The organism is Bradyrhizobium sp. TM102, from assembly GCF_009176685.1.
GTDB lineage: Bacteria > Pseudomonadota > Alphaproteobacteria > Rhizobiales > Xanthobacteraceae > Bradyrhizobium > Bradyrhizobium ottawaense.
The window spans coordinates 899,716-926,603 of record NZ_AP021855.1 but is presented as its reverse complement, the minus strand read 5'-3'; the positions used below and the strand labels follow the sequence as shown (position 1 = coordinate 926,603).

General features: G+C 63.9%; 26 protein-coding genes and 1 tRNA gene. 13 read left to right on the top strand and 14 right to left on the bottom strand.

Features of this window, described 5'->3' with window-relative positions; translation table 11 throughout:
- Positions 1 to 173: 173 nt before the first annotated feature.
- The 3 genes from GDN70_RS04385 (at position 174) to GDN70_RS04375 (ending at position 4,496) form a co-directional block, all read left to right on the top strand.
- The gene (locus GDN70_RS04385; protein WP_028139578.1) at positions 174 to 3,290 is read left to right on the top strand and encodes an EAL domain-containing protein; all 3,117 of its coding nucleotides are present in this window, start codon (positions 174 to 176) and stop codon (positions 3,288 to 3,290) included.
- Entirely contained in the window at positions 3,290 to 4,369 is a 1,080-nt protein-coding gene (locus tag GDN70_RS04380) for a diguanylate cyclase (RefSeq protein ID WP_028139577.1), read from the top strand. The genes GDN70_RS04385 and GDN70_RS04380 overlap by 1 nt, the downstream gene beginning before the upstream one ends.
- 50 nt (positions 4,370 to 4,419) lie before the next feature.
- Positions 4,420 to 4,496: transfer RNA gene (locus GDN70_RS04375), tRNA-Arg, on the top strand.
- A gap of 26 nt (positions 4,497 to 4,522) precedes the next feature.
- Here the strand turns inward: GDN70_RS04375 and GDN70_RS04370 are convergent.
- Together GDN70_RS04370 and GDN70_RS04365 are read right to left on the bottom strand one after the other, a co-directional pair.
- On the bottom strand, positions 4,523 to 4,732 hold the full coding sequence (locus GDN70_RS04370) for a hypothetical protein (RefSeq protein ID WP_028139576.1): 210 nt from the start codon (positions 4,730 to 4,732) through the stop codon (positions 4,523 to 4,525).
- A gap of 94 nt (positions 4,733 to 4,826) precedes the next feature.
- Complete coding sequence (locus GDN70_RS04365) at positions 4,827 to 5,270, bottom strand: TspO/MBR family protein (RefSeq protein ID WP_028139575.1); 444 nt, start codon at positions 5,268 to 5,270, stop codon at positions 4,827 to 4,829.
- Positions 5,271 to 5,313: 43 nt separating this feature from the next.
- Here GDN70_RS04365 and dinB point away from each other — a divergent pair, with 43 nt between their 5' ends.
- Together dinB and GDN70_RS04355 are read left to right on the top strand one after the other, a co-directional pair.
- Positions 5,314 to 6,414, top strand: coding sequence for a DNA polymerase IV (gene dinB, locus GDN70_RS04360; RefSeq protein WP_152102193.1), 1,101 nt, complete (start codon positions 5,314 to 5,316; stop codon positions 6,412 to 6,414).
- 105 nt (positions 6,415 to 6,519) lie between these two features.
- Positions 6,520 to 7,932, top strand: coding sequence for a sensor histidine kinase (locus GDN70_RS04355; RefSeq protein ID WP_028139573.1), 1,413 nt, complete (start codon positions 6,520 to 6,522; stop codon positions 7,930 to 7,932).
- A 99-nt stretch (positions 7,933 to 8,031) separates the two neighbouring features.
- On the opposite strand, the gene GDN70_RS04350 is transcribed toward GDN70_RS04355, so the two are convergent.
- The 3 genes from GDN70_RS04350 to GDN70_RS04340 form a co-directional block, all read right to left on the bottom strand.
- The gene (locus GDN70_RS04350; RefSeq protein WP_028139572.1) at positions 8,032 to 8,325 is read right to left on the bottom strand and encodes a hypothetical protein; all 294 of its coding nucleotides are present in this window, start codon (positions 8,323 to 8,325) and stop codon (positions 8,032 to 8,034) included.
- A gap of 202 nt (positions 8,326 to 8,527) precedes the next feature.
- Positions 8,528 to 8,821, bottom strand: coding sequence for a DUF1330 domain-containing protein (locus GDN70_RS04345; RefSeq protein WP_028139571.1), 294 nt, complete (start codon positions 8,819 to 8,821; stop codon positions 8,528 to 8,530).
- 26 nt (positions 8,822 to 8,847) lie between these two features.
- Positions 8,848 to 9,534 (bottom strand): DNA-3-methyladenine glycosylase I, encoded by a 687-nt coding sequence (locus tag GDN70_RS04340; protein ID WP_028139570.1) that lies wholly within the window; start codon positions 9,532 to 9,534, stop codon positions 8,848 to 8,850.
- 336 nt (positions 9,535 to 9,870) lie between these two features.
- Here GDN70_RS04340 and GDN70_RS04335 point away from each other — a divergent pair, with 336 nt between their 5' ends.
- Positions 9,871 to 11,265, top strand: a complete 1,395-nt coding sequence (locus GDN70_RS04335) for an MBOAT family protein (protein ID WP_028139569.1) — start codon at positions 9,871 to 9,873, stop codon at positions 11,263 to 11,265.
- A gap of 3 nt (positions 11,266 to 11,268) precedes the next feature.
- Positions 11,269 to 12,336 carry a hypothetical protein gene (locus tag GDN70_RS04330; RefSeq protein ID WP_028139568.1) on the top strand — a complete coding sequence of 356 codons (1,068 nt, stop codon included), beginning with the start codon at positions 11,269 to 11,271 and terminating at the stop codon, positions 12,334 to 12,336.
- Between the two features lie 55 nt (positions 12,337 to 12,391).
- On the opposite strand, the gene GDN70_RS04325 is transcribed toward GDN70_RS04330, so the two are convergent.
- The 4 genes from GDN70_RS04325 to GDN70_RS04310 form a co-directional block, all read right to left on the bottom strand.
- Positions 12,392 to 12,928, bottom strand: coding sequence for a GNAT family N-acetyltransferase (locus GDN70_RS04325; RefSeq protein WP_028139567.1), 537 nt, complete (start codon positions 12,926 to 12,928; stop codon positions 12,392 to 12,394).
- A gap of 122 nt (positions 12,929 to 13,050) precedes the next feature.
- Positions 13,051 to 13,791 carry a di-trans,poly-cis-decaprenylcistransferase gene (locus GDN70_RS04320; RefSeq protein WP_028139566.1) on the bottom strand — a complete coding sequence of 247 codons (741 nt, stop codon included), beginning with the start codon at positions 13,789 to 13,791 and terminating at the stop codon, positions 13,051 to 13,053.
- A gap of 31 nt (positions 13,792 to 13,822) precedes the next feature.
- Positions 13,823 to 14,197, bottom strand: coding sequence for a transcriptional regulator (locus tag GDN70_RS04315; protein WP_173015749.1), 375 nt, complete (start codon positions 14,195 to 14,197; stop codon positions 13,823 to 13,825).
- The gene (locus GDN70_RS04310; protein ID WP_028139564.1) at positions 14,184 to 14,801 is read right to left on the bottom strand and encodes a hypothetical protein; all 618 of its coding nucleotides are present in this window, start codon (positions 14,799 to 14,801) and stop codon (positions 14,184 to 14,186) included. The genes GDN70_RS04315 and GDN70_RS04310 overlap by 14 nt, the downstream gene beginning before the upstream one ends.
- 201 nt (positions 14,802 to 15,002) lie before the next feature.
- Between GDN70_RS04310 and GDN70_RS04305 the strand changes: the two genes are divergently transcribed.
- Entirely contained in the window at positions 15,003 to 16,250 is a 1,248-nt protein-coding gene (locus GDN70_RS04305) for a S1C family serine protease (RefSeq protein WP_152102191.1), read from the top strand.
- A gap of 61 nt (positions 16,251 to 16,311) precedes the next feature.
- Here the strand turns inward: GDN70_RS04305 and GDN70_RS04300 are convergent, their stop codons facing one another.
- Both GDN70_RS04300 and GDN70_RS04295 read right to left on the bottom strand, forming a co-directional pair.
- A complete protein-coding gene (locus GDN70_RS04300) occupies positions 16,312 to 16,590 on the bottom strand; it encodes a DUF3551 domain-containing protein (protein ID WP_038949400.1) in 279 nt (92 codons plus the stop codon).
- A gap of 149 nt (positions 16,591 to 16,739) precedes the next feature.
- Positions 16,740 to 17,714 (bottom strand): tripartite tricarboxylate transporter substrate binding protein, encoded by a 975-nt coding sequence (locus GDN70_RS04295; protein WP_038970653.1) that lies wholly within the window; start codon positions 17,712 to 17,714, stop codon positions 16,740 to 16,742.
- A 125-nt stretch (positions 17,715 to 17,839) separates the two neighbouring features.
- Between GDN70_RS04295 and GDN70_RS04290 the strand changes: the two genes are divergently transcribed.
- Complete coding sequence (locus GDN70_RS04290; RefSeq protein ID WP_038949402.1) at positions 17,840 to 18,250, top strand: VOC family protein; 411 nt, start codon at positions 17,840 to 17,842, stop codon at positions 18,248 to 18,250.
- Positions 18,251 to 18,487: 237 nt separating this feature from the next.
- Positions 18,488 to 20,068: an AMP-binding protein gene (locus GDN70_RS04280; RefSeq protein ID WP_038949404.1), complete on the top strand. Its 1,581-nt coding sequence runs from the start codon at positions 18,488 to 18,490 to the stop codon at positions 20,066 to 20,068.
- Positions 20,069 to 20,176: 108 nt separating this feature from the next.
- On the opposite strand, the gene GDN70_RS04275 is transcribed toward GDN70_RS04280, so the two are convergent.
- The 3 genes from GDN70_RS04275 to GDN70_RS04265 form a co-directional block, all read right to left on the bottom strand.
- Positions 20,177 to 21,271, bottom strand: coding sequence for an HD-GYP domain-containing protein (locus tag GDN70_RS04275; RefSeq protein ID WP_038949405.1), 1,095 nt, complete (start codon positions 21,269 to 21,271; stop codon positions 20,177 to 20,179).
- Positions 21,272 to 21,646: 375 nt separating this feature from the next.
- Entirely contained in the window at positions 21,647 to 23,941 is a 2,295-nt protein-coding gene (locus GDN70_RS04270; RefSeq protein ID WP_152102190.1) for a molybdopterin cofactor-binding domain-containing protein, read from the bottom strand.
- Positions 23,938 to 24,429, bottom strand: coding sequence for a (2Fe-2S)-binding protein (locus GDN70_RS04265; RefSeq protein ID WP_028139556.1), 492 nt, complete (start codon positions 24,427 to 24,429; stop codon positions 23,938 to 23,940). The genes GDN70_RS04270 and GDN70_RS04265 overlap by 4 nt, the downstream gene beginning before the upstream one ends.
- A 365-nt stretch (positions 24,430 to 24,794) precedes the next feature.
- Here GDN70_RS04265 and GDN70_RS04260 point away from each other — a divergent pair, with 365 nt between their 5' ends.
- The 3 genes from GDN70_RS04260 (at position 24,795) to GDN70_RS04250 (ending at position 26,840) form a co-directional block, all read left to right on the top strand.
- Positions 24,795 to 25,559, top strand: a complete 765-nt coding sequence (locus tag GDN70_RS04260) for an alpha/beta fold hydrolase (protein ID WP_095424955.1) — start codon at positions 24,795 to 24,797, stop codon at positions 25,557 to 25,559.
- Between the two features lie 25 nt (positions 25,560 to 25,584).
- Positions 25,585 to 25,923 (top strand): hypothetical protein, encoded by a 339-nt coding sequence (locus tag GDN70_RS04255; protein WP_028139554.1) that lies wholly within the window; start codon positions 25,585 to 25,587, stop codon positions 25,921 to 25,923.
- A gap of 245 nt (positions 25,924 to 26,168) precedes the next feature.
- Complete coding sequence (locus tag GDN70_RS04250) at positions 26,169 to 26,840, top strand: dienelactone hydrolase family protein (RefSeq protein ID WP_095424957.1); 672 nt, start codon at positions 26,169 to 26,171, stop codon at positions 26,838 to 26,840.
- Positions 26,841 to 26,888: the final 48 nt, after the last annotated feature.

The following is a 26,888-nucleotide window of genomic DNA, read 5'->3' as shown; positions in this document are numbered from 1 at the left end:
CCGCGATTAATGATGCAGTGCGGCGATTGCTACGCCTGCCGCACAACCCTGACGCGTTTCGCGCTCCGCTGCATACGGACGCGATTGTGCAACTGGATTAATGCTTAGGTAACTGGCTTTCCTAAGGTTTAGGCCATTTGTGCGGTGTATTCGTGTTCCTCCAGGGAGGGGGAATGCGCCAAGTCTTTTCCACGGTGGCAGCCGGAATGTCTCGAGCCGCAAGGAACGGCTGGGAGGCCTTGGCGCGGCGTGGTCCTGTCCTGTGGCTGACCCTGTGCGGCGTGTTGCTGGTCGCGGGCATCTTCGGTGTGACAGCCATGGCCGTCGGCGAATTTCGCGAGCGCACCCTGGCCAACCGCGAACGCGAGCTGGAAAACACGGTCCAACTGATCGCCCGGCACTTTGATCAGCAATTCGAGGATTCCGACGTCGTCGCCGCCGATCTGATCGGGCAGATGAACCTGGTGGAGGTCACCTCGCCGGCAATGTTCCGCGAGCGCATGTCCGGCCCCGCGGCGAACCAGATGCTGCGCAGCAAGATCAGTTCGGTGTCCTATCTCGGCGATATCGCCATCTACGATGCCGATGGCGACCTCATCAGCTGGTCGCGGCCCCACCCGCTGCCCAAGATCAACGTTTCGTCACGGGCCTACTTTCAGACCTTCAAGACGAATCCGCAGTCCGAGCCGGTGCTGCTGGAATCCGTCCGCAGCTTCATCATCAACAAATGGACCACGATCGTCGCCCGCCGGTTGACCGGCGCGGACGGCACCTTCCTCGGCGCGATGGTCCGCCGGATCGATCCGGACAGCTACCAGCACTATTTCGCGTCTGTCGCGCTGGCCGAGGGGACGGCCATCTCGCTGTTCGATCGCGAAGGTAAGATGCTGGCGCGCTATCCGCATCTCGAAGAGCTGATCGGCAGAAACTTCAAGGACGCGCCGCTGATGCAGAAGGTGCTGGCCAATGGCGGCCAGCAGACGCTCCGCGGCAGGAGTCCGGTCGACGGCGAAGAGCGGCTCGGATCGGCGGCGTCGCTGACGCATTTCCCGCTGGTCATCATCGCCACCAACACCACGGCCGCGGCGCTGGCCGACTGGCGGCAGCAGACAGGCTTCATGGTGACGACCGCCGCGCTTTCGGCTGCCGTGATCGCGCTGATCCTCTATCTGATCATCCGCCTGATCAACCGGCAGAACCGCGAAGCGCAGGAACGGCTGGAAGCGGAGCGGCTGCGGCTCGACACCGCCTTGAACAACATGACGCAGGGGCTGATCCTCTACGACGCGAGCGGCACCATCGTCACCTGCAACCGACGCTACGCCGACATGTTCGGCCTCTCCCACGACGTCATCAAGCCCGGCTGCCACATCCGCGAGGCGATGTATCATCGCAAGGAGCGCGGCGCGTTCGACGGTGACGTCGAGGAATTCTGTGCTGACGTCATGAGGGTCGTCGCCGAAGGCACGGTCTCCGCGCGAATTCATCAACTGGCCAATGGCCGCGCCTTCCAGGTCATCAACACTCCGCTCGCCCAGGGCGGCTGGGTCGCCACGATCGAAGACATCACCGATCGCCGCCACCTGGAACAGGAGCGCGATCGCAACCACACCTTCCTGCGCGAGATCATCGACCATATCCCCTCGCGGATCACCGTGAAGGACGCCCGGACACGGCGTTACCTCCTGGCCAACCAGGTGGCCGAGGAACAGCTCGGCGAAACCCCGGAGACGATCGTCGGCAAGAGCGCGTTCGACCTTTACCCGACGGAAGACGCCGAGATCATCACCCGGGATGACGACAAGCTGCTGCAATCGCCGAACGGCCTGTTCCTGGATGAGCACATCTGGAATACCCCGGCCACCGGACGGCGCTATATCACTTCGACCCGGATCGGTATCCGCGACAAGTCCGGCGAGCCGCGCTACATCATCAATGTCGTCGAGGACGTCACCGAGCGACGGCGCGCCCACGAGAAGATCGCGCATATGGCGCATTACGATGCGCTGACCGACCTGCCGAACCGCACGCTGTTCCGCGAGCAGATCGAACGCGAGCTGGCGAAGGTCGGAGATCAGTTCGCGCTGCTCTACATCGATGTCGACGAGTTCAAGGGCATCAACGATTCGCTCGGCCACCACGTCGGCGACGAGCTGTTGAAGGCGATCGCGGGCCGCCTCCGTGGCTGCCTCAAGCACGGCGATCTCATCGCGCGACTCGGCGGCGACGAGTTTGCCGTCATCCAGACCGGGATCCAATCCTCGGCCGAGGTGCTGTCCTTCGTGACCCGGATCTACCAAGCGATCCGGCAGCCCTATCATTGTCTCGGCCATCAGCTCTCCACGGATGCGAGCATCGGAATCGCGCTTGCGCCGCAGGACGGTGCAGATCTCGACCAGCTCATCAAGAACGCCGACCTCGCGATGTACGGCGCCAAGGCCGAGGGACGCCGCACCCACCGCTTCTTCGAGCCGGAGATGGATGCGAGCGCCAGGGCGCGCCTGAGCATGGAGCAGGATCTGCGCCAGGCCCTGGTGAACGGCGGCTTCGAGATTCACTATCAGCCGCTGGTCGACCTGCGCACCAACGACGTGTCGGGCTGCGAGGCGCTGCTGCGCTGGCGCCATCCCGATCGCGGCATGGTATCGCCGGCCGAGTTCATTCCCGTCGCCGAGGACACCGGCCTGATCAACGAGCTCGGTGATTGGGTGCTGCGCATGGCCTGCAACGAGGCCGCGACCTGGCCGTCGCATGTGCGCGTAGCGGTCAACGTGTCGCCGGTGCAACTCAAATGCGACACGCTGGCGCTGCGCATCGCGGGCGCGCTCGCCGCCTCCGGGCTGGACCCGCGCCGGCTCGAGCTCGAGATCACCGAGGCCGTGCTTATCCGCGACGACGAAGCTGCGCTCTCGATCCTGCACCAGCTCCGCTCGATCGGCGTGCGCATCGCGCTCGACGATTTCGGCACCGGCTACTCCTCGCTCAGCTATCTCAAGCGCTTCCCGTTCGACAAGATCAAGATCGACCGCTGCTTCGTCGCCGACATCGCGGAGACGAGCGGCGCACCCGTCATCGTGCAGGCGGTGGTGAACATCGCAGCCGCCAGCAGCATGACCACGGTCGCCGAAGGGGTCGAGACCGAGGCGCAACGCGAGCTGCTGCGCGCGCTCGGCTGCACGCAGATGCAGGGCTACCTGTTCAGCCCGCCGAAGCCGGCCAGCGAGGTGCGGAAACTGTTCGGTTCGGGCGATGGCTTGCCCGGAGCCTTGCCGGTGGCGGCGGTGGCCTGATGGCGAAGCCAGCGAAGACGTCAAGCAAGACGTCGGCCAAGACCGTCGATGTCGCGGATTCCTATGCCGTGCGGCTGATGCAGCATCTGGTGGTGCCGACCTTCGTGATCGACCCCAAGCGCCGCGTCGTGATCTGGAACAGGGCCTGCGAGCGGTTGACCGGCCTCGCCGCCTCGGAGGTGATCGGCACCAACAAGCACTGGCAGGCCTTCTACGAGACCAGGCGTCCCTGCCTTGCCGACCTCGTCGCGCTCGACCGCCCCGAGCGGCTACCGGAGTTCTATTCCGAATATGCCGCGCGCGGCCATAACGGGCTCGGCTTTTCCGCGGAAAACTGGTGCACGATGCCGAAGCTTGGCAGCCAGCTCTATCTCGCCATCGACGCCGGTCCGATCCACGACGAAGCCGGCCATCTGATCGCGGTGGTGGAGACGCTGCGCGATCTCACCGACCAGAAGCGCGCCGAGATGGCGCTGAAGGAGCTCGCCACCAAGGACGGCCTGACCGGCCTGTCGAACCGGCGCTCGTTCGACCAGATGCTGATGAGCGAATGGGCCCGCGCCCACCGCACGCAGAAGCCGCTGGCGCTGCTGTTCGCCGACGTCGATCATTTCAAGCTGTTCAATGACCACCACGGCCACCAGACCGGCGACGAATGCCTGCGCGCGGTCGCCTCCGTCGTCAGCCGGCACGCCGTGCGCCCGCTCGATCTCGCCAGCCGCTACGGCGGCGAGGAGTTCGCGCTGATCCTTCCGGACCTGGATTGCGACAGCGCCTGCGTCATCGCCGATGAAATCCGCTGCGCCGTCATGGCCTTGCAGATCGCCCACGGCGCCGTGGGCGCCGGCGATCACGTCACCCTCAGCGTCGGCGTCGCCAGCCATATTCCGGGTGCAGCCGACGGTGGCGGGCCCGACCGGCTGCTGGGCGCGGCCGACGAGGCTCTCTATGTGGCCAAACGCCTCGGCCGCAACCGCGTCATCTGCGCCGAAAGGGTGCTCGCCGAATTCGCAAGCCTTGGTAGGGAGGCCGCAGCGGTTCCGGCGCCCGTCCAGCGCAAATTAGCTCGCGTGCGATAGGCGAGAAGCGGTTGCCCCCCTCTCGCCAATCGGCTACATCAAACCTCACTGCACCCGTAGCTCAGCTGGATAGAGCGTTGCCCTCCGAAGGCAAAGGTCACACGTTCGAATCGTGTCGGGTGCGCCAGTCTTGCGGCCGTTTCAGGCCGACGCTCACGTCAGCATCGCGACAATCGCCTGGATCTGATCGGAGGCGGACGAGACCAATCCGTCATATGATGTCTGGCCGTGTGCGGCGGCGTTCAGGATGCATTCCGCCACGGCCGCTTTCAGACCGAACACCGATTGATGGGCCGGTACGCTCGCCATCACGGTCTCCAGCGCTTGACGCATCGTGTGAATGAGCTCGGAGCTGTATTGCATTGGCTGTCCTCCGTGGGCTCATATTAGGTCGCGTGACCATGCTTGCCACTCACAAGCCTGAGATTGCTCTTTGAACCGGTTGAGACCGAATGTCTCAATTCAAACGCCAGATCGCCGCATTGAGCACGCCGGCAAACGCGACCCAGGCTGCGTAAGCCACGAACAATGCGGCGGCCAGCCTGTCTCGTGATGCCTCGAGACCGATATAGGTCACGATCGCGACGAACAGGCCGATGAGGATGACGAGCGCCGCGCCGATCTGATGCATCGTGAACATGACCGGAGACCAGATGAAATTAAGCGCCAGTTGCGCAGCCCAGGCCAGCATCGCTTTGCCCCCGGGTTCACGGCGAAAGGTCCGCCAGCCCGCGATGGCGATCATGATGTAGAGCAGGGTCCAGGCCACCGGGAACGCCCAGTTCGGTGGCACGAAAGCCGGCTTGGCGAGGCCGGCATACCAATCTCCGGGGAGATTGGTCGCACCGATCAGCCAGCCGATGCCGACTACCCCTACCACGAACAACAACAGCTGCAGCATCCATCACCTCGCGCATCGCATCGCGCAATTGTATCATCTTTCCATGAGCGAATCCGACACGGTGACCGGCGAAGCCTCGCCCGTCCGCAAGATCATCCATATCGACATGGATGCGTTCTATGCATCGGTGGAGCAGCGCGATAATCCGGACCTTCGCGGCAAGCCGGTCGCGGTCGGAGGCTCCGCGGAACGCGGCGTCGTTGCGGCCGCCAGTTACGAGGCGCGCCAGTTCGGCGTTCGCTCCGCGATGCCTTCCGTCACTGCGAAGCGGCAGTGTCCCGATCTGATCTTCGTCAGGCCGCGCTTCGAGGTCTACAAGGCGATCTCCAGGCAGATCCGCGACATCTTTGCCGAACACACGCCCATCATCGAACCCTTGTCGCTCGACGAGGTCTATCTCGACGTGACGGAAAACCTGCAAGGCATCCCGCTGGCGCGCGACATCGCGCTGAAGATCCGCGGGAAGATCAAGGCCGAGACTGATCTCAACGCGTCGGCGGGCATCTCTTACAACAAGTTTCTGGCCAAGCTCGCCTCCGATCATCGCAAGCCCAACGGTCAGTTCGTGATCTCGCCGGAGATGGGACCGGCTTTCGTCGAGACGCTGCCGGTCGGCAGGTTTCACGGCATAGGCCCGGCGACGGCTGCGAAGATGAATGCGCTCGGCCTGTTCACCGGCCTCGACATCCGCAATCAGACGCTGGAGTTCATGAATGCGAATTTCGGCAAGTCGGGCGCCTATTACTACTGGATCTCGCGTGGTGTCGACGATCGGCCGGTCCGGGCCAACCGGATCCGCAAGTCCATCGGCGCGGAGACCACGTTCTCGACCGACCTCGCCGAATATGGCGCGCTGGCGGCCGAGCTCAAGCCTCTCGTCGACAAGGTCTGGCGGCATTGCGAGGCGAGCGGCAATCGCGGCCGCACCGTCACCTTGAAGATCAAGTTTGCCGACTTCGAGATCATCACGCGCAGCAAGTCCGTCGCAGCGGCCGTTGCGGGGCGGGACGATCTGGAACGGCTGGCGTGCGGCCTGCTCGAAGTCGAGATGCCGCTACCCAAGCGCGTCAGGCTGCTGGGTGTCTCGCTGTCCGCGCTCCAGACCGGGGACGATGCGGAGCCGCAGCTGACCTTGGGCATTTGAACGGGGCCGACAGGCCCCTCGGCAAACGCGACATCTTTATCCGCGACGCGGCGCAAAACCTGTCGTAGAGACAGTAAAACACGATTTTTCGCGATTGATGCTGGAATGCTCGCCTTATTGATACGCCTCGGATTGCGCTTCGAAGACCGCATCGAGGAGCGCCGGTTTGTCGACCAATACGTCCGAGGCAGTCTCGGGTGGACGCAGATCGCGATGCTGCTCGGCGCCGCCACCTATGCCGGCTACACCCTCTGGGATTGGGTGCTCTATCCCGAAGTCGTTCCGACCACGCTTGCCATCCGTGGCGGCACCGCACTGTTCGTGCTGCTCCCGCTGACCGCGTTACTGTCACGGCGCTTGATGAAGCCATGGGCAGAGACGATTTTCCTCGTCTATTGCGTCATTCCCGGCTGCATCCTGCCGAGCATCTATCTCGTCCTGCCGTCGGGCTTCACCTTTGCCGCCCCCGGCATGATGATGATCATTCTGTTCGTCTCCACCATGCTGCCATTACGGATCGGCTCGCTGGCGATTTTCTGCCTGCTGTCGTGGCTGGCGCTGCTGGTCGCCGAGACGTTCGCACCGACGATGCCGATGGGCCTGCGATTCATCAATCACTCTCTCGTCGGCAACGCCTACGCATTATCGCTCTACGCGGTGGCCGCGCGCGAATACCGGGCGCGAAAGCAATTCCGAACGTCGGAGGCGCTGCAGCGGGAAAAGGAGCGTTCGGAGAAATCGCTGCGCGATCTGCGCGCGACCCAGGAGCATCTGGTGCAGGCGGAAAAGCTCGCCTCGCTCGGTCGATTGGTGGCCGGTGTCGCTCACGAGGTCAGCACTCCGCTTGGCCTCGCCCTGACGACCTCGACAGCCATGCAGACGGATCTACAGACAATCGCCGATGCATTGGGCGGAGCGTCGGTCCGGCGATCCGATCTGACCAAGGGAATTGACAGGCTCAAACAGGGGCTCGACCTGACCTTCGATAACCTGCACCGCGCATCCGAGATGGTGCACAGCTTCAGGCAGGTCGCAGTCCACCAGGCCGATGAGGACCGGCGCGCCTTCGAGCTTAAGGATTGGCTGGCTGAGCTGATGTCCAAGCTTGGGCCGCTGCTATCGCACCATGCTCTGACGGTTGACGTCCAATGCCCGGCAGGCATCAAGCTCAACAGCTACCCGGGAGCACTCGCGCAGGTGATCAGCAATCTCGCCCTCAATACCGCGGGGCATGCGTACCCGGACAAGAGAGGCGGCAGATTCGCGCTCACAGTCAGCCAGCCGGACGCGAAACGGGTCCGGCTGGTCTGCACCGACGACGGCGTTGGGATACCCGAGGAATTGCAGGCGCAGATCTTCGATCCGTTCGTCACGACCGGCCGCGAGAGCGGACATGCCGGCCTCGGGCTGCACATCGCATTCAATTTGGTGGCCTCGTCCCTGAACGGGCGCCTGCGCCTCGAAAGCAAGAGGGGTCCAGGGACTCAGATCGCGATCGAGATCCCGATCGATGCATGAAACTGCGATCGCTGGAGCCGCCTCGGAGAGCGGCGCGCGGCCGACGGTGACGGGATTTTCAACCCCGCCACCGATAAAGCTCGACCCGCTCGGGGGCAATCAATGTCTCACGTGCTCGAACACGACGATCACGCCGGTCGGCTCGGGCTCGTGCGCCATCAGGCGCGTCAGGTCGGAATCACCCCAATCGGCGAGGCTGACGACTTCGCCGCTCTGGCGATCGGGACCGAGCGATGGTGTGGGCTCGAGGACCTTGAGGCCCATCTCGTCGACGAAGAAGGTATGCTCGCCGAACATGCTGTTGAGCTGCGGCATGGCCGGATGTTCGTCGGGCAGCACCTGAGCGCCGAGTTGGTTGACGGTCTGCTTCACCTGTTCGGATGTGAGCTTCATGAGCTGCTCCGTTTCTGTATACGGTTTCGTTGGCCCCGGGCGGGAGCACGCGTTCCCTACGCCTTTGTCCGCCTGGCTCGACTCCGAACAGGTGCTGCGCACAAATGTTCCCCAAAAATGTATTTCGTGATCGCGCGTTGCATCTGCCGCGCTCGCGGCACGAGATCGCCACAGGATACACACGATTTATCCGCGGGCGGGTCTAATCGACGGCTTCGACGATCCGGATGTCGCGGTCCGCACCGTCTCCGAGCAGATCGTGAGCTGCCTGGTAGGCCGGGCTTGCATACGCCGCCTTGGCGCGCTCGACGCTGTCGAACTCGATGAGAACCACGCGCTCCATTTGGCCGAGTTCGAAGGCCGCGGCCGGCATCCCGCGTGCGAGCACGCGGCCGCCCGCCGCTTCGATCGCCGGACGCGACAGTTTGGCGTAAGCCGCCATCGCATCGGGATTCTTGATCGCGCGGTAGGTGGCAACCCAATAGGCTTTGGCCATTTTTCTTTCCTGGCTTCGGGGACCTGCTACGCGCTGCGGCTTTCACCGACCGAGAGCGCGCAGATGCGTGACAGATATGTGTAGGGCAGACCGGTCTCCTCGGCCCAGGCATTGAACTGCGCCTGCACCTTGGCGAGATCGCCCTTCGACTTGACCTCTTCGGCAATGTCGAGACCGGCATCGCGCAGGCAAGCTACCACGTCCCCGGACGTCACAAAGCCATCCCACCCGACGAAGCGCAGCAGCATCTGCCCGGTATTGCCGCCGAGCCGGCTGCCGCGCCTGGTCATGAGACCGAGCAGGCCGATCTCGTCGGACGAGGGCCACTTCGCCAGAAATTTGCCGAAGCTGCCATGCCCCTTCGCGATCTCCTGCACGAAGGCGGCGTTGTCGCGCACCGACATGATCTTGGCACCGTTGCGCACGATACGCGCATCGCGCAGCAGGCCTTCCCAATAATCCTCGGGCTGGAAGGTGAGCTTGGCCGGCTGGAAATGCAGGAAGGCGTCTTCGAAGCCGTCCCATTTCGTCTCGATCACGCTCCAGGCAAAGCCGGCGCAAAACACGCGCCTGGTCATTTCGGCGAGGACGCGGTCGTCGCCGAGCTTGGCCAGCCGCTTGAGGTCCGGCTTTGCCGGCATCAATTTCTCCAGCGCCTTGGGCCCGCCCTTGCGCTTCTCAGCGCGGGCACGAATGGTCTTGAAGGAGGTCATGCGGACATCCGCGTTGATGGATCGTCAAGACACCAGAATTGGATCAAGAGGTCCAGCACCGCGGAGGTGAAGTCCGTGATGCCGGCGCGCCAAGCGCACGTGGTCGGGTCCTCGGCCAAGGACGTCGCCGCCCGCAAGCGGGAGCGGGTGGATAGCGGTTGATTTCATCTCAAAGTTGTTATTGGATGCCGCTGCCAGTGAAGCGGCCTCAGTCACCGCCTCGCTGGGACTGCGGTTTATCTTCGCAATCCCGGTTGCAACCCCGCTCGCATCGTCATCCAGACTGAGTAGAACGACGAGCGGCGTCGCGACCCAATAATGTGACCTATTCTTGCAATGTCTTTTGTCTCCGTGGCGTTCCTCGGTCTGGTGCCCGCGACCTTCCTGCTCTACCACGCCACCTCCAGGCTCGCGGTCCAGAATGTCATCATCCTGGCGGCAAGCTACGTCTTTTATGGCTGGTGGGACTGGCGTTTTCTGCCTCTGCTGGTCGGAATTTCCGTCGTCAACTATGCCGCGGCGATTCTGATCGCCGCGACCCATCACGAGCACACCCGAAAGCTTCTGCTCTTTTCCGCGGTCGCAGCGGCGATCATCGTTCTCGCGATATTCAAGTACTTCAGCTTCTTCGTCGATTCGTTCATGACGATTGCACAACGCGCGGGTCTCAATCCGAACCTGCCGACGTTGCGCATCATCCTGCCGCTGGGCATTTCCTTCATCACCTTCCAGGGCATCGCCTATGTGGTGGACGTTTATCGCGGCAAGCATGTTGCGGAGAGAGACCTCGTCAAGTTTCTCGCCTTCAAGGCGTTCTTCCCACAACTCGTGGCGGGACCGATCGAGAGAGCCAGCAATCTCCTGGATCAATTTTCGAAGCCGCGACAATTCACGGCTGATCATGCCGACCGCGCACTCTGGCTCCTGATCTACGGCTACGCCATGAAGGTCGTGGTGGCGGACAGCCTGGCGGTGATCGTCGACACGCTCTTCATTCCGGATCAACCCTTCGGCTGGTCGGTCGTGCTCGCCACGATCGCCTTCGGCATCCAGATCTACGCCGATTTCAACGGATACAGCCTGATCGCAAAAGGCGTCGCGCTTCTGTTCGGCTTCGAGCTGACGTGGAATTTCCGTTACCCCTACTGGTCGGTATCGATCAGCGAATTCTGGCGACGCTGGCACATCAGCCTCAGCACATGGCTACGGGACTACTTGTACATCTCGCTCGGTGGAAACCGTCGCGGCGAGACCATCACGAACCGGAATTTGATGCTGACCATGGCCTTGGGAGGCCTCTGGCACGGCGCGTCGTGGACATTCGTTCTTTGGGGACTGCTTCATGGCACCGTGCTTGCGATGTGGCGTAAATTGCCCGGCGGAGACGAGCCCCCTTCGAAGATCGCCCGCGGCGCCGGCTGGGCCGTCACCATGCTGGTCGTGTTCGTCGGCTGGTTCCTCTTTCGAGCAGCAAATTGGAATTTGCTGGTGGGCATGCTCAGTGCGCTCAAGAACTGGGAATGGGCCCCGGTGCACAGTGCCGTCGCGCTCGCAATTCTATCGCTGTCGGCCCCGCTGATGCTGCTGGAATGGCAATTGCAGTCGCACGGGGACTACTTCCTGATCCGCCGACCTGCGTGGATGAGGTATCCGCTGTTTGCGGCCCTGGCGGCTGTGACGATCGCGGCGTCCGGGCACGTCAACGCAACCTTCATCTATTTTCAGTTCTAGGCCATGCTGAAACGCACGCTCCAGGCGATCATAAAGTCGCCGCTGACCAATGCGCTTCAGCTTGTCGCGCGCAAGTTCGTTCCGGTCGCCGTATTGACGGCTCTCATCCTCGGAATCGCGAATTTCATCCATCAGCAGAGCAACCACCAATGGTCTCGCGGAATCGAGACCTACATCGTCCTCGAGCAGATCAGGCGTTCCGAGCGGCTGCCTGCATCCGATCTCGCCTTTCTCGGCGACAGCTCTTGCCTGTTTGGGATTCACGTCCCGACCTTGTTGCACGCGTTTCCGGGATCCGACGTCGAGGCGTTCTGCACCATCGGCTATGTTGGCCCGGATGGCTACGCCGCCATGCTCGACAAGATGATCGCCCGCGGACGCCAGCCCAAGAAACTCGTTCTGGTGTTCAATCCGATCCAGTTCGAGCGCGATCCAAGATGGAATGAGTGGCCGACCTTCATCAGGACCGACCGTTTTGAAGTTCCTTCCGGCCTGACGTTTCCGGCCGGCGGTCTCGAATACATCCGACTGCTGATGGAGCGAGCCGTGTACACCCCGCTTCCTGGCGCCTATGCGATTTACTACGGCGGCAAGGATCAGTTCATTTCGACCATATGGAGCGAGCACGGTAGCGCCATCGACCCCAACCGAATGCTTGATATTCCTTCGCTGGAGGCTTTCAGGGCCACGCTGCCCGGCCACGTTCTTCTCAAGCCGCTCCCCGCCTCAAAACCGTTCGTGATGAACGCGGAATTCGAGAAGGCGCTCAACTCCCTGTCCGTAACGCTTTCGAAGCTTGACCGGTCAAAGGTCTATCTCGTGATCTCGCCGGTCAATTCCGTCAATGCTCAGGGCGACCCGCAGAGCTTCCACACCGAGGCAGGCAAGAGGATTGCGGCTCGACTTGGCCTCGATCAGTCGCAATTCCTGGATACCCCAGACGTCATGCTGGACATCCTGTATGCGCGTTATCCGGCGCATTTGCATCGATGGGCGCGGATGATCTACACCGAGCAACTTGCCAAGACCCTGGCTAACCGGAGAATCCTGGGAAAATCCGCCAGCGACTGAGTCGTCCGCTGGCGCGCGCCGCGCGTCCTCATGAGATGGTGGATTTTCGCGCTCGCTAACGCGACAAGCGCTTCGCGAGGTGGACCGACTGCCAATCTCCCAGTCCGGTATCCCTGAAACCTGCTTTCTTCGCCAGGCCGCGCATCTCGGCATTCGTCCGGGCCGTCTCGGCGGCGATCATCTCGTGGCCGAGATCGACCGCGCGCGTCTCCATCGCCGTCATCATCTGAAAGCCGAGCCCCATGCGCTGGAAGGCATCGGCAACGGAGATGGCAAATTCGCCATGCCGAGCCATCGCATCGTACGCGTATAGCGTTTCGCCGATGATCCTGCCCCGTCCCTCCTCCCTGAGCTCGGCGAGCAAGGTGAAGTGGTCGCGGCCACCGCTCTTGGCGACGCATTCGGCCGCGACCACGGAGAGATCGGTTCGCGCGCCCATGAAGCGCTTGCTACGCGATGTCGTGGAAAGGCCGGTGAAATAGACCGAGAGGCTCTCGACATCGGATTCGCTGGCGGTCCTGATGCAGACCATGCCCTTCGTTTCGGCCAGTTCGACCGGCTCGACGACGGCTCCCGGAAACAGCTGTGACATGCGTGATGCTTTCGGCAGGTTGCTGGGACTTGCAGACCTAGCCGAGGCCGCGCGCCGTCCGCTTGGACGGAGCTGCCAATCATGCGGATGAAAACGAACAGCTCGTTTTCATGTGCCGCGCGTCACACACGGGAGAGCGAAGGCACTTCCTCGGGCACGATCGCCTGAAGGCCGCCGAAGCGGCGCTCGCGGCCGTGGAAGGAGGCCAAGGCGGCGGCGAGATCGCTCGCGTCGAATTCGGGCCACATCCGCTCGGTGAAGTGCAGCTCGGCATAGGCGCCTTCCCAGAGCAGGAAGTCCGACAGCCGCTTCTCGCCCGAGGTGCGGATGATGAGATCGACGTCGCGCAAGCCGGCTTCACCGGTGACGAGCTGCGAGAAGGCTTCGCGGGTAAGGCTCGTCAGCGCGGCCGCCTTCGCCGCGGCATTGAGGATGGCGTCGCGCGCGGAATAGTCGACGGCGATACGCAGGTGCAGCGTCGAGCCTTCAGCGGTCGTCTCTTCGGCGCGCGTGATCGCGTTGGCGATGCCGTCAGGCAACCGGTCGCGGCGGCCGATCACGGTGAGGCGCACGCCGTTCTTGACCAGGCTCGGCACCTCGTGGGCGAGATAGAAGCGCAGCAATGTCATCAGCGCCGCGACCTCGGCCTTTGGTCTCCGCCAATTGTCGGTGGAGAAGGCATAGAGCGTCAGGGTGCCGATGCCCTGTTTTGGCGCGGCCTCGACGATGCGGCGGATGGCCTCGACGCCGGCCTCGTGGCCGCGCACGCGCGACAGGCCGCGCCGCGTCGCCCATCGTCCGTTGCCATCCATGATGATGCCGACATGAAGCTTCTCGTTGCGGGACGCAAGGTCACTTTGCATTGCAAAGTCTCCGGTCAAAAAAGGGGGAAGATCAGGTCGAGACGATACCGAGGCGGCCGAGCGGCGGCGCCTCGCGGCCGGCGGCTTTCGCAGCGTCGCGCACCAGGCGCTCGAGCACGGCGAGATAGTCGAGGAAACGGCGGCGCCCGGTCTTGGTGAGGCGGCAGGTGGTGTGCGGGCGGTTGCCCTCGTAGCCCTTGGTCACCTCGACGAGGCCGGCCTCCTGCAGAACGCCGAGATGCCGGCTGAGATTGCCGTCGGTGAGGCCGCAGAGCTGTTTAAGGTCGGCGAATGCCAGCCCCTTGGGATGCGCCATCAACGAGCTCAGAAGCCCGAGCCTCGCCTTCTCGTGGATCACGCGGTCGAGCCCTTCATAGGAGAAGGGCGCGCTGTCAGTCTTCGACATCATGGTCTCCGGATGCGACATAGAGAATGCCCGCCATCACCGACTGCCCGATCACGAAGGGCAGGCCCATGGTCCATGGCGACAACGTGTGCGTCTGGCTCGCGAGCACCACCACGGCGAAGCCGGACACGAAATACCAGGCACCGGCGAGCGCGACGGTGCGCGGCAGCGAGCGGACGGAAGCGAAAATGCCGAGCGATACCAGGATCTGCCACAGACCCGGGAGCAGCCAAAGCGTCTCGCCCGCGAACTTCCACATCACCACCGCGAGCAGCACGCCGGCAACGCCTGCCGGCAGGAACTGCTCGACCGCCTGGTGGATCATCGCGTCGGCCAGACCCGAATGATGGCGGTGCGAACGCGCACGCATCTCGATCCCGATGATCAGGCCGGACAGCGCGGCGGCTATGAACCAGCCGAGGAAAAAGCCGAGCGGCTCGCCGGTGGGATCGCCCAGCAGCCAGAATTGCAGGATCGCGGTGAGTAGCGCGACAGCGCCGGTCGCTGCCATCGTTGCCGGGCCATAGCCGCGGAACGCCGTACCAGCCGCAATCTGGCTGCGAATCGCCACGATGTCGGCCAGTGCCTTGTCGAGATCGCGCATTGGCAACGGCAGAACCTCGCTTCGCCCGTGTCTCCGGGATTGCTCGTCCCGTTACTTTGTGATGCAAAGTATATGGCATCGCAAAGCAAACGCAAGCTCGAAAGTTGCTGCAAGAGGATACCGCCGGCCCAGACAACTGCCGGTTGCGCATCCCCTACTCCCGTAGATAAGATGCGGTCCAAAAGCGTCCCGGGGGCTGGTATGTGGCTTAAGTCATTAATTCTCGGATCTTTATTGCAAATTGGTATCGCCGGAGCCGCGAATGCGGCGGGCCCGTTCGGCAGCGTCAATGTCGGCAATTGGATCGGCGGCGCCTTCAGCAACGACCAGACCGGCGCCTTCTCCCATTGCGCCGCGACGACGCCTTACCTCAACGGCGTTATCCTGGTGGTCGGCTACAACGCTGTCGGCACCTGGTCGCTCGCCTTTGCGAGTCCCAGCTACCGCTTCAAGCAAGGTGAGAACGCCGCGATCGACGTCATCTTCGACGGACAGGAGCAGGCGAGGCTGTTCGCCACGGCCAATCAGCCGAACATGCTCACGGCGGTCATGCCCGCCAACGTGGTGCGTACATTTCAGAAGGCAAGCCTGATGGTCGCAACCAGCGGCCGCACCGTGCTGAATTTCGATCTGACATCGACCGGGCCGGTGATCGCGGCATTGGCGAATTGCGTGAGCAAGGTGAAAGCCGACGGGCTCGACAAGGCCGGCGACTTCACCAAGGGGGCGGCCAAACCGGCCGCCACGGCGGAGAAGCAGCCATCGCCGCCGGCGGGCAGCAAAGTTGCCAGGGCCAAGACCGGCACCGGCTTCGTGGTGAGCGCGAACGGTCACATCGTCACCAACCATCATGTGATCGACGGCTGCGTCGGCGACATCAAGGGCAATCTCACCGGTGAGGTCTCGATGGTGCTGCGCGTCGTGTCGAGCGACGCAAGCAACGACCTCGCTCTCCTGCAGGCGCCATCGACGACGACATTCAAGGACTTTGCGCGGATTCGCGACCGCTCGATCCGCTCCGGCGATTCCGTCATCGTCATCGGCTTTCCGTTCCATGGCTTGCTCTCGTCGGACTTCACCGTGACGACCGGCATCGCGAGCTCGCTCAGCGGCATGCGCAACGATACGCGCTTTCTGCAGATCAGCGCGCCGGTGCAGCCCGGCAATAGCGGCGGCCCGCTGTTCGACACCACCGGTCAGATCGTGGGCGTGGTCACCGCAAAGATCCCGGCGTTGCGCATCGCCGCCGCGACCGGCAACATTCCGGAGATTATCAACTTCGCCATCAAGACGGGTGCGCTGCGCGACTTTCTCGACAATTCCGTGGTGCCCTACCAGACGGCCGAGCCGAAGGGTGAGCTCAAGACCACCGACATCGCCGGAAACGCCAGGCCGTACACGATGCTGATCTCGTGCAACGCGACGGAGCAGGCGGAAGCGAAGCGATAGCGGCGCGAGCCGTCGCCCGGATGGAGCGCAACGAAATCCGGGCTACGAAGTCAGTCGATCCTCAATACGGAGCAACAGGCCGCACGCGCCGCGGCGGACGCGGTTGCGGCGGCTGCCCTTGGCCGTAGGCGAAGCGCGGATTGCGATCGCAGTACAAGAGCCGGCCGGACACGCTGGCCTGGCATTGTTCATAGCTGCTGTAGGTGCATTCGCCGGGATAATCAAATTCGCCGCCCTGGGCGCACCATGGATAGTCGCGCGCGGCCGCGGGCGTGACGGTGGCGAAGCCGGCCAGGACCGCCGCACTGAACGTCAGCAGCACCAATTGCGTCTTGCGCATGATCCAACTCCTCTCTAGCTGGCCCGAGATACGGCGCCATCCCTTATCAGGTTTCGCAGCGCCGTTTTATTCCAGATCAACGAAACAAAGCACGCAAGAAAAAAGCCCTGCCGGACGGCAGGGCTCCTATCCTCACGATCACAAGACCGCTACTCGACCTTCAGGCCGGCGAACTCGACGACCTTCTTCCACTTCTCGGTCTCGGCCTTGATCTCCTCGCCGAACGCCTCGGGCGTCTGCGCCCGCGGCTCGCCGCCGAGCTCGACCAGACGCTTGGCCATGTCGGGCTCCTTGATCACCGCGTTGACCTCGGCGTTGAGCTTGGCGATGATTTCCTTCGGCGTGTTCTTCGGCGCGCCCATGCCGAACAGTGCGCTGGCCTCATAGCCCTTGACGGTGTCTGCGATCGGCTGCACGTCAGGCAGCTGCGGCGAGCGTTCCGTGGTGGTGACGCCGATGGCGCGGAGCGAGCCGGAGCGGATGTGCTGGATGATCGAGGGCATGTTGTCGAAGATCACCTGCACCTGGCCGGCGAGCATGTCGGTGATCGCGGGCGCCGCGCCGCGATAGGGCACGTGCTGCATCTTGCAGCCGGTCATGGCCATGAACATCTCGCCGGACAGATGCACCGAGGTGCCGTTGCCGGACGAGGCCATGTTGACCTTGCCGGGATTGGCCTTCACGTATTCGATGAACTCGGCGACGTTCTTGGCCGGCACGTCCTTGTTGACGGTCATCACGTTCGGCACGCGCTGGAACGAGGCGACCGGCGCGATGTCGCGCACGAAGTTGAACTTCAGATTGGTGTAGAGCGAGGCGTTGATGTAGTTGGCCGGATTGACCAGTTGCAGCGTGTAGCCGTCGGCCTCGGCATTGACGACCGATTCGGTGGCGATATTGTTGCCGGCACCCGGCTTGTTCTCGATCACGAATTGCTGGCCGAGCTTTTCCGACAGGCGCTGGCCGATCAGCCGCGCCAGGATGTCGGTGGCCCCGCCCGGCGGATAGCCGACCACCCATTTCACCGGGCGGGCCGGATAATCGGCGGCAAGGGCCTTCGACAGCGGGGTGGCTGCAAGCGGACTGGCGGCGAGCAGGCCCAGCGCGGTACGGCGAGTGATCATCTCAAGGGTTCTCCCAACGTGTTGTTCTTGAAGCCAGATAGCTTGAAGCCGGCGTCCGCGAGGTTGTAACAAAGCTTGCCGCAGGCGCAAAGTGGGCGGGGCGCATCGCGACGAAAGGATAAGGCATGGTCGTCAAGGTCGAAGCCCTCGATCATCTCGTGATCAACGTCGCCGACGTCTCGGCCACCGCGGAGTGGTACGGCAAGATTCTCGGCATGGAAGTCAAGGTGTTCGACCCCGGCGGCGGCAAAGCGCCGCGGACTTCGCTGGTCTTTGGTAACCAGAAGATCAACGTCCGGCCGCGCGATGCCGACAAGGTGGAGTGGTTCACCGCGGACCACCAGACCGCCGGAAGCGAGGATCTCTGCTTCCTCACCTCCGCCACGCCCAATGAGGTGGTGGCGCATTTGCAGGCACACGGCGTCGCGATCGAGGAAGGCCCGGTTCCCAAGCAGGGCGCGCGCGGCACGCTGCGCTCGGTCTATTGCCGGGATCCGGACGGCAGCCTGATCGAGATTTCGTCGTACGAGGATTGAGAGAGGGTGGGCTCGCTGCCCGCCCCAAACACCGTCATTGCGAGGAGCTCTTGCGACGAGGCAATCCAGACCGCCCCCGCGGAGACGGACTGGATTGCTTCGCTGCGCTCGCAATGACGGGGAGAGAGCGTGCATTTCCGCGTCCCCGCGGATCTTCTCGCCGCGCCGTCCGGTGGCAGGAAGACGCAATCATCAAAAGGCAGCCGCCATCAAGATGCAGGCTGCACGGGAGGAATCATGCCACTTCACCAGACCGCGGCCGGAATCGTCGGCCCATTCGACGGGCTCGACGTGCCCTGGCTCTTGAGGATGCGTGCCGAGGTCCGGCGTGATCATCCGTTCCTGATCTGGGCGCCGTTCGATGCGCCGGCGCGGCACTGGAGCTATGGCGAATTTCACGAGCGGGTCGGCGCGCTCGCGGCAGGGCTGGCACGGCGCGGCGTGAAGCCGGGCGAATATGTGCTCATTCATCTCGACAATTGCATCGAGGCGCTGCTGGCCTGGTTTGCCTGCGTCGAGCTCGGGGCCATCGCGGTCACCACCAACACGCGCTCGGCGCCGGCCGAGATCGCGTATTTCGCCGATCATTGCGGCGCGGTCGCCGCGATCACGCAGCCGGCCTATGCGGAGATCGTCGCGCAGAATTGCCGCAACATAAGCTGGATGGCGGTGATCTCGCACGATGCAGGGGCGGCGCCGGCGCTAGGCGTCTCGCGGGGCGACAGTTTTGAATCCCTGTTCGCCGACAGCGCCGACCGCCCCAGGCGCGCGGCCGATCCGCTGGCGCCGTGCAGCGTGCAGTACACCTCGGGCACGACCTCGCGCCCCAAGGCGGTGCTGTGGACCCACGCCAACGCGCTGTGGGGCGCGAAGATCAACGCCGCGCACGAGGACCTGCACGCAAGCGACGTGCACCAGACCTATCTGCCGCTGTTCCACACCAATGCCCTCGCCTACTCCATGCTGGCGACGCTGTGGGTCGGCGCCACCTGCGTGATCCAGCCACGCTTCTCGGCCAGCCGGTTCTGGGGCGTCGCGCGCGAGCACGGCGCGACCTGGACCTCGACGATTCCGTTCTGCATGAAAGCGCTGCTCGAGCAGGAGATCCCGAGGGATCACAAATTCCGCCTGTGGGGCACTGCGATCAACGAACCGCCGGCCTTCGCGGCGTTCGGCGTCAAGGTCATCGGCTGGTGGGGCATGACCGAGACCATCACCCACGGCATCGTCGGTGAAGTCGACCAGCCCAACATACCCATGTCGATCGGCCGCGCCGCGCCGGAATATGAAATCCGCATCACCGGCGACGACGGCCGGCCGACCGAGGTCGGCGACACCGGCAATCTCGCGATCAAGGGCATCCCCGGCCTGTCGCTGTTCGCCGAATATCTGCACAACGAGAATGCGACGCGCGAGAGTTTTGACGCGCACGGCTTCTTCCTCACCGGCGACCGCGTCGAGCGGCTCGCGAACGGCTACATCAAGTTCGGCGACCGCGCCAAGGACATGCTGAAGGTCGGCGGCGAGAACGTCGCGGCCTCCGAGATCGAGCAGGTGATCGCCCTGGTGCCGGGCGTGCGCGAGGCGGCTGTCGTGGCCAAGTCGCATCCGATGCTGGACGAGGTGCCGGTGGTCTTCATCATCCCGCAAGGCGGCGTCGCCGGTGCTGCGCCAGATCTGCACGAACGCGTGATGGCCGCCTGCCGCAACGGCCTCGCCGACTTCAAGCTGCCGCGCGAGATCAGGTTCGTCGACGACATGCCGCGCTCGACACTGGAGAAGGTGGCGAAGGCGGAGCTGCGGAAGATGGTGGGGTGAGGACGGTGCCGTAGGGTGGGTTAGCGAAGCGTAACCCACCACTTCTGTCTCTGCGGATACTAAAGAGGTGGGTTACGCCTTCGGCTAACCCACCCTACGGCATCTCGCCTAAAACGACCCCAGCGCCACGGGCCTGAACGCCTGCAGCAGCTGCTGATCGAGCTTGCCGCCCATGCCTTCCATCATCCCGAACGCACGGGAATGCGTGAAGGGCATGCGGTAGGCGCGTTTCTCGACCAGCGCGGCGTAGATGTCGACGATCGTCGTCAGACGGACGATGTCGCTGATCTGGTTCGACGACAGGCCGTTCGGATAACCTGAGCCGTCGAGGAATTCGTGGTGATGCAGCACGACGTCGAGCATCTCCGGCGGGAACCCGCCTTGGGCTGCGAGCGCGTCATAGCCGCGGCGCGGATGCTGGCGGACCTCGGCCATCTCATCGTCGGAGAGCTTGCCGGGCTTGTCGAGCAGCGCGGAGGGAACGAAGGCCTTGCCGACATCGTGCAGCAGCGCGGCGCGGGTCAGGCGGCGCTGGTCGTCCTCGCGCATGCCGAGGTGCTGCGCGAAGGAGACGGCGAAGCCGGTGACGAACAGGCAGTGCCGGTAGCTGCCGACATGGTGGCAGCCCACCGTGGTGAGCCATTCGCGCAGCGAGGAATGCTTGATCGCCTTCAGGATCTTGCTCTCGGCGGCGATCACGTCGTCGAAGGTCAGGGGCACGCCGAGCGGCAGCTTCTCGAACATCTTCGCCAGCACCGCGTGCGCCGCCTCGACGCCGCGGTTGAGCGTCTTGCCGCGGTCGGTCGCGTCATAGGCGGCGGTGTCCGGGAAGGCTGCGCGGATGCGCTGAAGGATGGCGTCGGCCTGGAGCGGCCGCGAGATCGTGTCGGTGGCGCCCAGCGCCCAGGCCTGCATGGTGCCGTGATGCAGGGCATCGGCGAGCACGAACAGCCGCGGCATCGAACGATAGGCATCGCCGCGCAGCTTGTTGCGCACGCGCTGCACGCTTTCGGGCGAGCGCAGGTTGATATCGACCACGAGGCCGGAGAGATCGCGCGAGGGCTGCTCGGGAATCCCCTGCGTCGTCACCGTCGAGACATCGCCGACCGCCTTCAGGATGCTGGCGAGCTCGGTGCTCTCGTCGCTCCGGTCGGAGGCGAGCAGAAGCCGGCGTTTGGCGGCGGTTTTGGCTGAGGCGTTCATGACTTCCCCAAAGCACGGGATTGGATTTGGCGTCAGCCTAAGCCGGATCAGGTTCTCCGGCCCTTAAGAGGCGTGCTCAATGGAACTTTGCGGAATTGGGCGCAATTTTACGGATGTGGGTTCCAGGAGGGAGAACTCAAAAATCGCGAAAACAACCCCATGCACAGTAGGAAGCCATTGATGGATAAGAGGAATTCTCACCGTCATGGCCGGGCTCGTCCCGGCCATCCACGGCCTTTGGCCCGGGAGCACGAAGAACGTGGATGCCCGGGACGAGCCCGGGCATGACGGCTTGTGGGGATACGGATCACCACAAACAAATCCGCCGGAGGTTGGCCTCCGGCGGATCGTCTCATTCAGCAATCACGCTCGGCGTTACGCCTTCATGCTCGCCTTCACGGCTTCCGCCGTGATCGGCAGTGCCCGCACACGGGCGCCTGAGGCGTTGAAGATGGCGTTGCCGATGGCAGGGGCGACCACGGTGACCGCGGGCTCGCCGACGCCGGTGGCCTTCTCGCCATTGGCGATCACGGTAACCGCGACCTCGGGCATCTGGCTCATGCGCAAGGGCGTGTAGCTATCGAAATTGGTCTGCTCGATGCCACCGTCCTTCAGCGTCGCCTTCTCGTACATCGCCAGCGACAGGCCCCACAGCGCCGCGCCCTCGACCTGGGCACGGATATTGTCGGGATGCACCTGCGTGCCGACGTCGGTTGCGACCGTGAGCTTCTTCACGGTGACCGCGCCCGACGGCGCCACCGCGACATGGGCGACGCACGCCGTCCAGCTTGCGGTCGCGCGCTCCTGCGACGAGACGCAGGCAACCCCCATGCCCTCGCCTTTCGGCAATGGCCTGGTGCCGTAGCCCGACAGTCCCATCGCGGCGAGCAGTGTGTTGCGCAGCCGCTGCGCGCCGCCGTCGTTCTTGCCGGCGCCGTCGAGCAGCGAGATGCGGAACTGCGCGGGATCCTTGCCCGTGGCCGCCGCGATCTCGTCGATCATGCTTTCGACCGCCCAGAAGGTCCAGCCCGGCGCCACCGAACGGAGCTGGCCGGACGGCGTGGCGTTGTGCGCGAGCTCGTTCTTGATCGCGCGCACATAATGGTTGGGCACGGTGTAGAAGAAGTCGGCGCCGTTCACCGTGAAGCTGTCGAGCGGACCCTTCTTGTCGACCGAGGGCGTCAGGAAATCGGGGATTCCCCAGCGCGCGGTCGGCCAGGCCGAGACCACGTCGTGGCTGAGCGCGACGAGCTTGCCGTCGCCGTCCACGCCGGCCTTGACCTTTTGATAGGTGAGCGGACGCGAGAAATCCATCGTCATGTCGTTCTCGCGCGAGTAGATCACCTTGACCGGCTTGCCGACCGCCTTCGCCGCCTGCACCGCCGGAATCATCATGTCGGCATCGAGCCTGCGGCCAAAGCCGCCGCCCAGCCAATGCTGATGCATCACGACGAATTTCGGATCGATCCCGGCCGCACCCGCAGCGATCGCGCCGGAGCGTGTCGCGAACTGGTTGCCGGAATAGATGTGCAGGATGTCGCCCTTGAACTCCGCAGTGGCGTTCATCGGCTCCAGCGGCGCATGGATGTTGATGCTGGTGGTGTACTCCGCCTCCACCACCTTGGCCGCCGAACCGAAGGCCGCGTTCGGATCGCCGTCCTTGACGAAGAACTGGCCGGAATCCTCCAGGCCCTGAAGCCGCTTGGCCTCGTCCAGCAGCGACTGGCTCGACAGTTTTGCGTTCGGACCGCCGTCATAGGCGATCTTCAGCGCATCCGCCGCCTTGCGCGCGTTGGCGTAGGTGCTCGCCACCGCGACGACCCAGCCGGAGGTGGTTCCGGTCTTGTCGTCGAGGATGACGGCTTTCATGAAGCCGGGCACCTTCTTGGCATCGCTGTCGTCGACCGACTTCACCGTCGCGCCGAAGCGTACCGGCGGGGTCACCACCTTGCCGTAGGCCATGCCCGGCAGCATCACGTCGATGCCGTACTTGGCGGTGCCATTGGTCTTGGAGGGGATGTCGAGCTGCGGCACCGACACGCCGATCATGGTGTATTGGTCCGGCGTCTTCAGCTTGATCGCCTTCAGCTCGTCCGGCGTGAAGGTCTTGGTCGCCTTGCCGCTCTTGACGATGTCGGCAAACGACATCTGCTTCTTCGACTTCGGATGCGAGACGATGGAATCGCGCACCACCAGCTGGTCCTTGAAGTAGGGCGGCAGCCCCATGGCTGCAGCGGCGGCCTCCGTCAACGCAATGCGACCGGCCGCACCCGCCCGGCTCATCGCCTCGAAGTTCATCATGGTCGACCAGCTGCCGCCGGTGATCTGTGCGCCGAGCACGGGATCGTTGAACTTCGGATCGTTGGAGGCGAGCGCGACGCGCATGTCGCTCCATTTCGCGCCCAACTCCTCGCAGACGATCTGCGCCATGGTGGAGGCGATGTGCTGGCCCATGTCGGCCTTGCCGCAGGTCACGGTGACGAGACCATCCGGCGAGATCGCATACCAGACGCTCGGCTCGAAATTGGCGGGAGCCGCAGCCGACGCGGAATCGATGCCGGGCACGCCGGCATAGCCGAGCACGAGGCCGCTTGCGGCGGTGCCGACAAGGAAGGAGCGGCGGCTGAGATCGGTCGTCGCGGGGGTGACGTTCTTGACGTGCTTATTCATGTGGGCCTCCGTTCGTTGCCGGAGGCGGACGCGGTGCGCATCTCGGATGCGGCTCGCATGATCGCCTTCTGGATCCGCGAATAGGTCATGCAGCGGCAGAGGTTGCCGTCCATATGCGCCACGACTTCTTCCTTGGTCGGATTGGGATTCTTCGACAGCAGCGAAGCTGCCTGCATGATCTGCCCGGACTGGCAGTACCCGCATTGCGGCACCTGCTCGGCGACCCACGCCTTCTGCAAGGGATGATCGCCCTTGGCGGAAAGGCCTTCGATGGTGGTGATCTTCTTGCCGGCGACGTCGCCGACCATGGTCTGGCACGAGCGCACGGCTTCGCCGTTGACGTGCACGGTGCAGGCCCCGCACAGCCCGGCACCGCAGCCGAACTTGGTGCCGGTCATCTGCAATTGCTCGCGGATCGCCCAGAGGAGCGGCGTGTCGTTCGCCGCATCCACGGACATACTCCGCCCGTTGATGGTGAGTGTTGGCATAGGCGTCTTCCCCTGCCGGTGCATGAAGCCGCTTACGGCGGCAACTTGAATAGCGGACGCCCACCGGGCTGGCGTCAGCCTTGGCGGCGAGAATGATCGGGTTCGCGTGCCGTGGCAAATGCAATTTGGAACGAGTCGAAAAAACCGCCTCTGCACTCGCTCGTTGTGCGCCGCGCCAACGGCGCCGACGCAGCCACTGGACACAACAGCGCGTGCGTCAGACATGCGTGCCATCGCTTTCAGGCAGTTTCTTCCAGGTAACTTGGCGAAGTAGAATGCAGCCAACCGCGAACCTTACCCTCCCCTGGAGGGGGAGAGTGAAACACTGAGATTGCGGCTAGAACAAAAAGAAAGGGGCGGAAGCAATGCCAAGGATCGATCGCGACGGCGTCAATATCTACTACGAAGTTCACGGCGACGGTCCGCCGCTGCTGCTCACCCACGGCTATTCCTCGACGTCGGCGATGTGGCATGGGCAGGTCGATGCGCTCGCGAGGGACCACATGCTCGTGCTGTGGGACATGCGCGGCCACGGCCAGTCCGATTATCCCGATGATCCCAACGCCTATAGTGAAACTCTGACGGTCGGCGACATGGCGGCGGTCCTCAACGCTGTCGGCGCTGAGCGCGCGATCATCGGTGGTCTCTCGCTCGGCGGCTACATGTCGCTCGCGTTCTATCGCACCTATCCGCAAGCCGCCCGTGCGCTGCTGATCATCGACACGGGGCCCGGCTTCAAGAAGGACGACGCCCGCGATGCCTGGAACGCGCGGGCACTCGGCACCGCCGACAAGCTCGATCGCGAAGGTCTCGACATGCTGAAATCGGCGACGCGCGAGCGCGCCACCGCGAGCCACCGCAACGCCAGGGGATTGGCGCTCGCCGCGCGCGGCATGCTGACCCAGCGGGATGCGCGCGTGATCGAGCTGCTGCCCGACATCAGGGTGCCCTGCCTGATCGTGGTCGGCGCCGACGACACGCCGTTCCTCGCCGCGTCCGATTACATGGCGGCAAAAATCCCCGGCGCACAAAAGGTCGTGATCCCCGCGGCCGGCCACGCCGTCAACATCGATCAACCCAAGGCTTTTGTTGACGCGGTCGAGCCTTTCCTGAAGAACTTGCCGGCATAGGCCGGACAATCAGGGACGCTAGACCATGATGCGAGCGATCTTCGCGGCGGGCGCAACAGCGGCCCTGTTGTCGGCAGCGCACGCCGAACCCTTCGGCACTGTGCCGCCGCGCCAGCCCTTCGTCACGACCTTGTCGAACAATACGCCGCTCGCCTTCGGCATGGATGCCGAGCAAACCGCCCGCGCCCTCGGGCAGCCGCTGCAATATGTGCGGGGCCGGCCCGGCAACGAGATCTATCTCGCGCTGCGCAACATCGGCGGCAGCGGCTTGATCCCCTACCGCCACCGCCTGTTCCTGCAATTCCGTCATGGACGGCTGGCAGGGTGGAAGGAGGATTACGGCGAGAACTGGATGTGGGAGTAGGTGTTGCCGCTCACGGCCTCGGACCACGGCGCATGATGAGCGGAGCTTTACGCTGAAGTTTCGGCTTCGTCATGGCCGGGCTTGTCCCGACCATCCAAGATCTTCCGTGCGGCACCAAGAACGTGGATGCCCGGGACATAGGCGAGCGAAGCGACGCCGTCCTTCAGACGGCTATGCCCGGGCATGACGAGATTGTGGAACGAGCGAATTTCCCTATCGACGACCAACCAAGAAGGACAACCCGCGTGGGACACGACATCAAGCTGACGGCCTCCGACAATTTCCAGTTTGGCGCCTATCGCGCCGATCCCGGTGGTACGCCGAAGGGCGCGGTGGTGGTGATCCAGGAGATCTTTGGCGTCAATCACCACATCCGCTCGGTCTGCGACCGCCTCGCCGGGGAAGGCTATGTGGCGATCGCGCCGTCGATCTTCGACCGCACCACGCCGGGCTTCCAGTCGGGCTATTCGCCCGATGAGATCGCCGAAGCCCGCAAGTTCGTCGCCAGCCCCGATTGGGCGGCGATGCTGCGCGACACCCAGGCCGCGATCGATGCGGTGAAGAGCGTGGGTCCGGTGGGCATCATCGGCTTTTGCCTGGGGGGCAGCATCGCCTTTGTCGCGGCGACGCGGCTGTCGGGACTGAAGGCTGCGATCGGCTATTACGGCGGCGCGGTCGTGCGCTTCGCAGACGAGACGCCGAAGGCGCCGACGCAACTGCATTTCGGCGAGAAGGATGCGGGCATCCCCCTGACCGACGTCGAGACCATCAAGTCGAAGCGGCCGGACGTGGAGGTGTTCGTCTATCCGGGCGCCCAGCACGGCTTCCATTGCGACGAGCGCGCGAGCTACGACAAGGCCAGCGCCGACATCGCCTGGCCGCGCAGCATGGACTTTTTCGCGAAGCATTTGAAATAGGGCGCGTCTCTTTCGTCTGTCATTCCGGGGCGACGCGTCAGCGTCGAA

Bases quoted from the DNA above. Each gene is read 5' to 3' on its own strand.
- GDN70_RS04335 (WP_028139569.1), top strand. From the start codon at position 9,871: ATGTCTTTTGTCTCCGTGGCGTTCCTCGGTCTGGTGCCCGCGACCTTC.
- GDN70_RS04350 (WP_028139572.1), bottom strand. From the start codon at position 8,325: ATGAAGCTCACATCCGAACAGGTGAAGCAGACCGTCAACCAACTCGGC.
- GDN70_RS04265 (WP_028139556.1), bottom strand. From the start codon at position 24,429: ATGCCAACACTCACCATCAACGGGCGGAGTATGTCCGTGGATGCGGCG.
- GDN70_RS04280 (WP_038949404.1), top strand. From the start codon at position 18,488: ATGCCACTTCACCAGACCGCGGCCGGAATCGTCGGCCCATTCGACGGG.
- GDN70_RS04370 (WP_028139576.1), bottom strand. From the start codon at position 4,732: ATGCAATACAGCTCCGAGCTCATTCACACGATGCGTCAAGCGCTGGAG.
- GDN70_RS04305 (WP_152102191.1), top strand. From the start codon at position 15,003: ATGTGGCTTAAGTCATTAATTCTCGGATCTTTATTGCAAATTGGTATC.
- GDN70_RS04380 (WP_028139577.1), top strand. From the start codon at position 3,290: ATGGCGAAGCCAGCGAAGACGTCAAGCAAGACGTCGGCCAAGACCGTC.
- GDN70_RS04330 (WP_028139568.1), top strand. From the start codon at position 11,269: ATGCTGAAACGCACGCTCCAGGCGATCATAAAGTCGCCGCTGACCAAT.
- GDN70_RS04345 (WP_028139571.1), bottom strand. From the start codon at position 8,821: ATGGCCAAAGCCTATTGGGTTGCCACCTACCGCGCGATCAAGAATCCC.
- GDN70_RS04275 (WP_038949405.1), bottom strand. From the start codon at position 21,271: ATGAACGCCTCAGCCAAAACCGCCGCCAAACGCCGGCTTCTGCTCGCC.
- GDN70_RS04325 (WP_028139567.1), bottom strand. From the start codon at position 12,928: ATGTCACAGCTGTTTCCGGGAGCCGTCGTCGAGCCGGTCGAACTGGCC.
- GDN70_RS04340 (WP_028139570.1), bottom strand. From the start codon at position 9,534: ATGACCTCCTTCAAGACCATTCGTGCCCGCGCTGAGAAGCGCAAGGGC.
- GDN70_RS04295 (WP_038970653.1), bottom strand. From the start codon at position 17,714: ATGATCACTCGCCGTACCGCGCTGGGCCTGCTCGCCGCCAGTCCGCTT.
- GDN70_RS04290 (WP_038949402.1), top strand. From the start codon at position 17,840: ATGGTCGTCAAGGTCGAAGCCCTCGATCATCTCGTGATCAACGTCGCC.
- GDN70_RS04300 (WP_038949400.1), bottom strand. From the start codon at position 16,590: ATGCGCAAGACGCAATTGGTGCTGCTGACGTTCAGTGCGGCGGTCCTG.
- GDN70_RS04310 (WP_028139564.1), bottom strand. From the start codon at position 14,801: ATGCGCGATCTCGACAAGGCACTGGCCGACATCGTGGCGATTCGCAGC.
- GDN70_RS04365 (WP_028139575.1), bottom strand. From the start codon at position 5,270: ATGCTGCAGCTGTTGTTGTTCGTGGTAGGGGTAGTCGGCATCGGCTGG.
- dinB (WP_152102193.1), top strand. From the start codon at position 5,314: ATGAGCGAATCCGACACGGTGACCGGCGAAGCCTCGCCCGTCCGCAAG.
- GDN70_RS04315 (WP_173015749.1), bottom strand. From the start codon at position 14,197: ATGTCGAAGACTGACAGCGCGCCCTTCTCCTATGAAGGGCTCGACCGC.
- GDN70_RS04320 (WP_028139566.1), bottom strand. From the start codon at position 13,791: ATGCAAAGTGACCTTGCGTCCCGCAACGAGAAGCTTCATGTCGGCATC.
- GDN70_RS04260 (WP_095424955.1), top strand. From the start codon at position 24,795: ATGCCAAGGATCGATCGCGACGGCGTCAATATCTACTACGAAGTTCAC.
- GDN70_RS04255 (WP_028139554.1), top strand. From the start codon at position 25,585: ATGATGCGAGCGATCTTCGCGGCGGGCGCAACAGCGGCCCTGTTGTCG.
- GDN70_RS04270 (WP_152102190.1), bottom strand. From the start codon at position 23,941: ATGAATAAGCACGTCAAGAACGTCACCCCCGCGACGACCGATCTCAGC.
- GDN70_RS04355 (WP_028139573.1), top strand. From the start codon at position 6,520: ATGCTCGCCTTATTGATACGCCTCGGATTGCGCTTCGAAGACCGCATC.
- GDN70_RS04385 (WP_028139578.1), top strand. From the start codon at position 174: ATGCGCCAAGTCTTTTCCACGGTGGCAGCCGGAATGTCTCGAGCCGCA.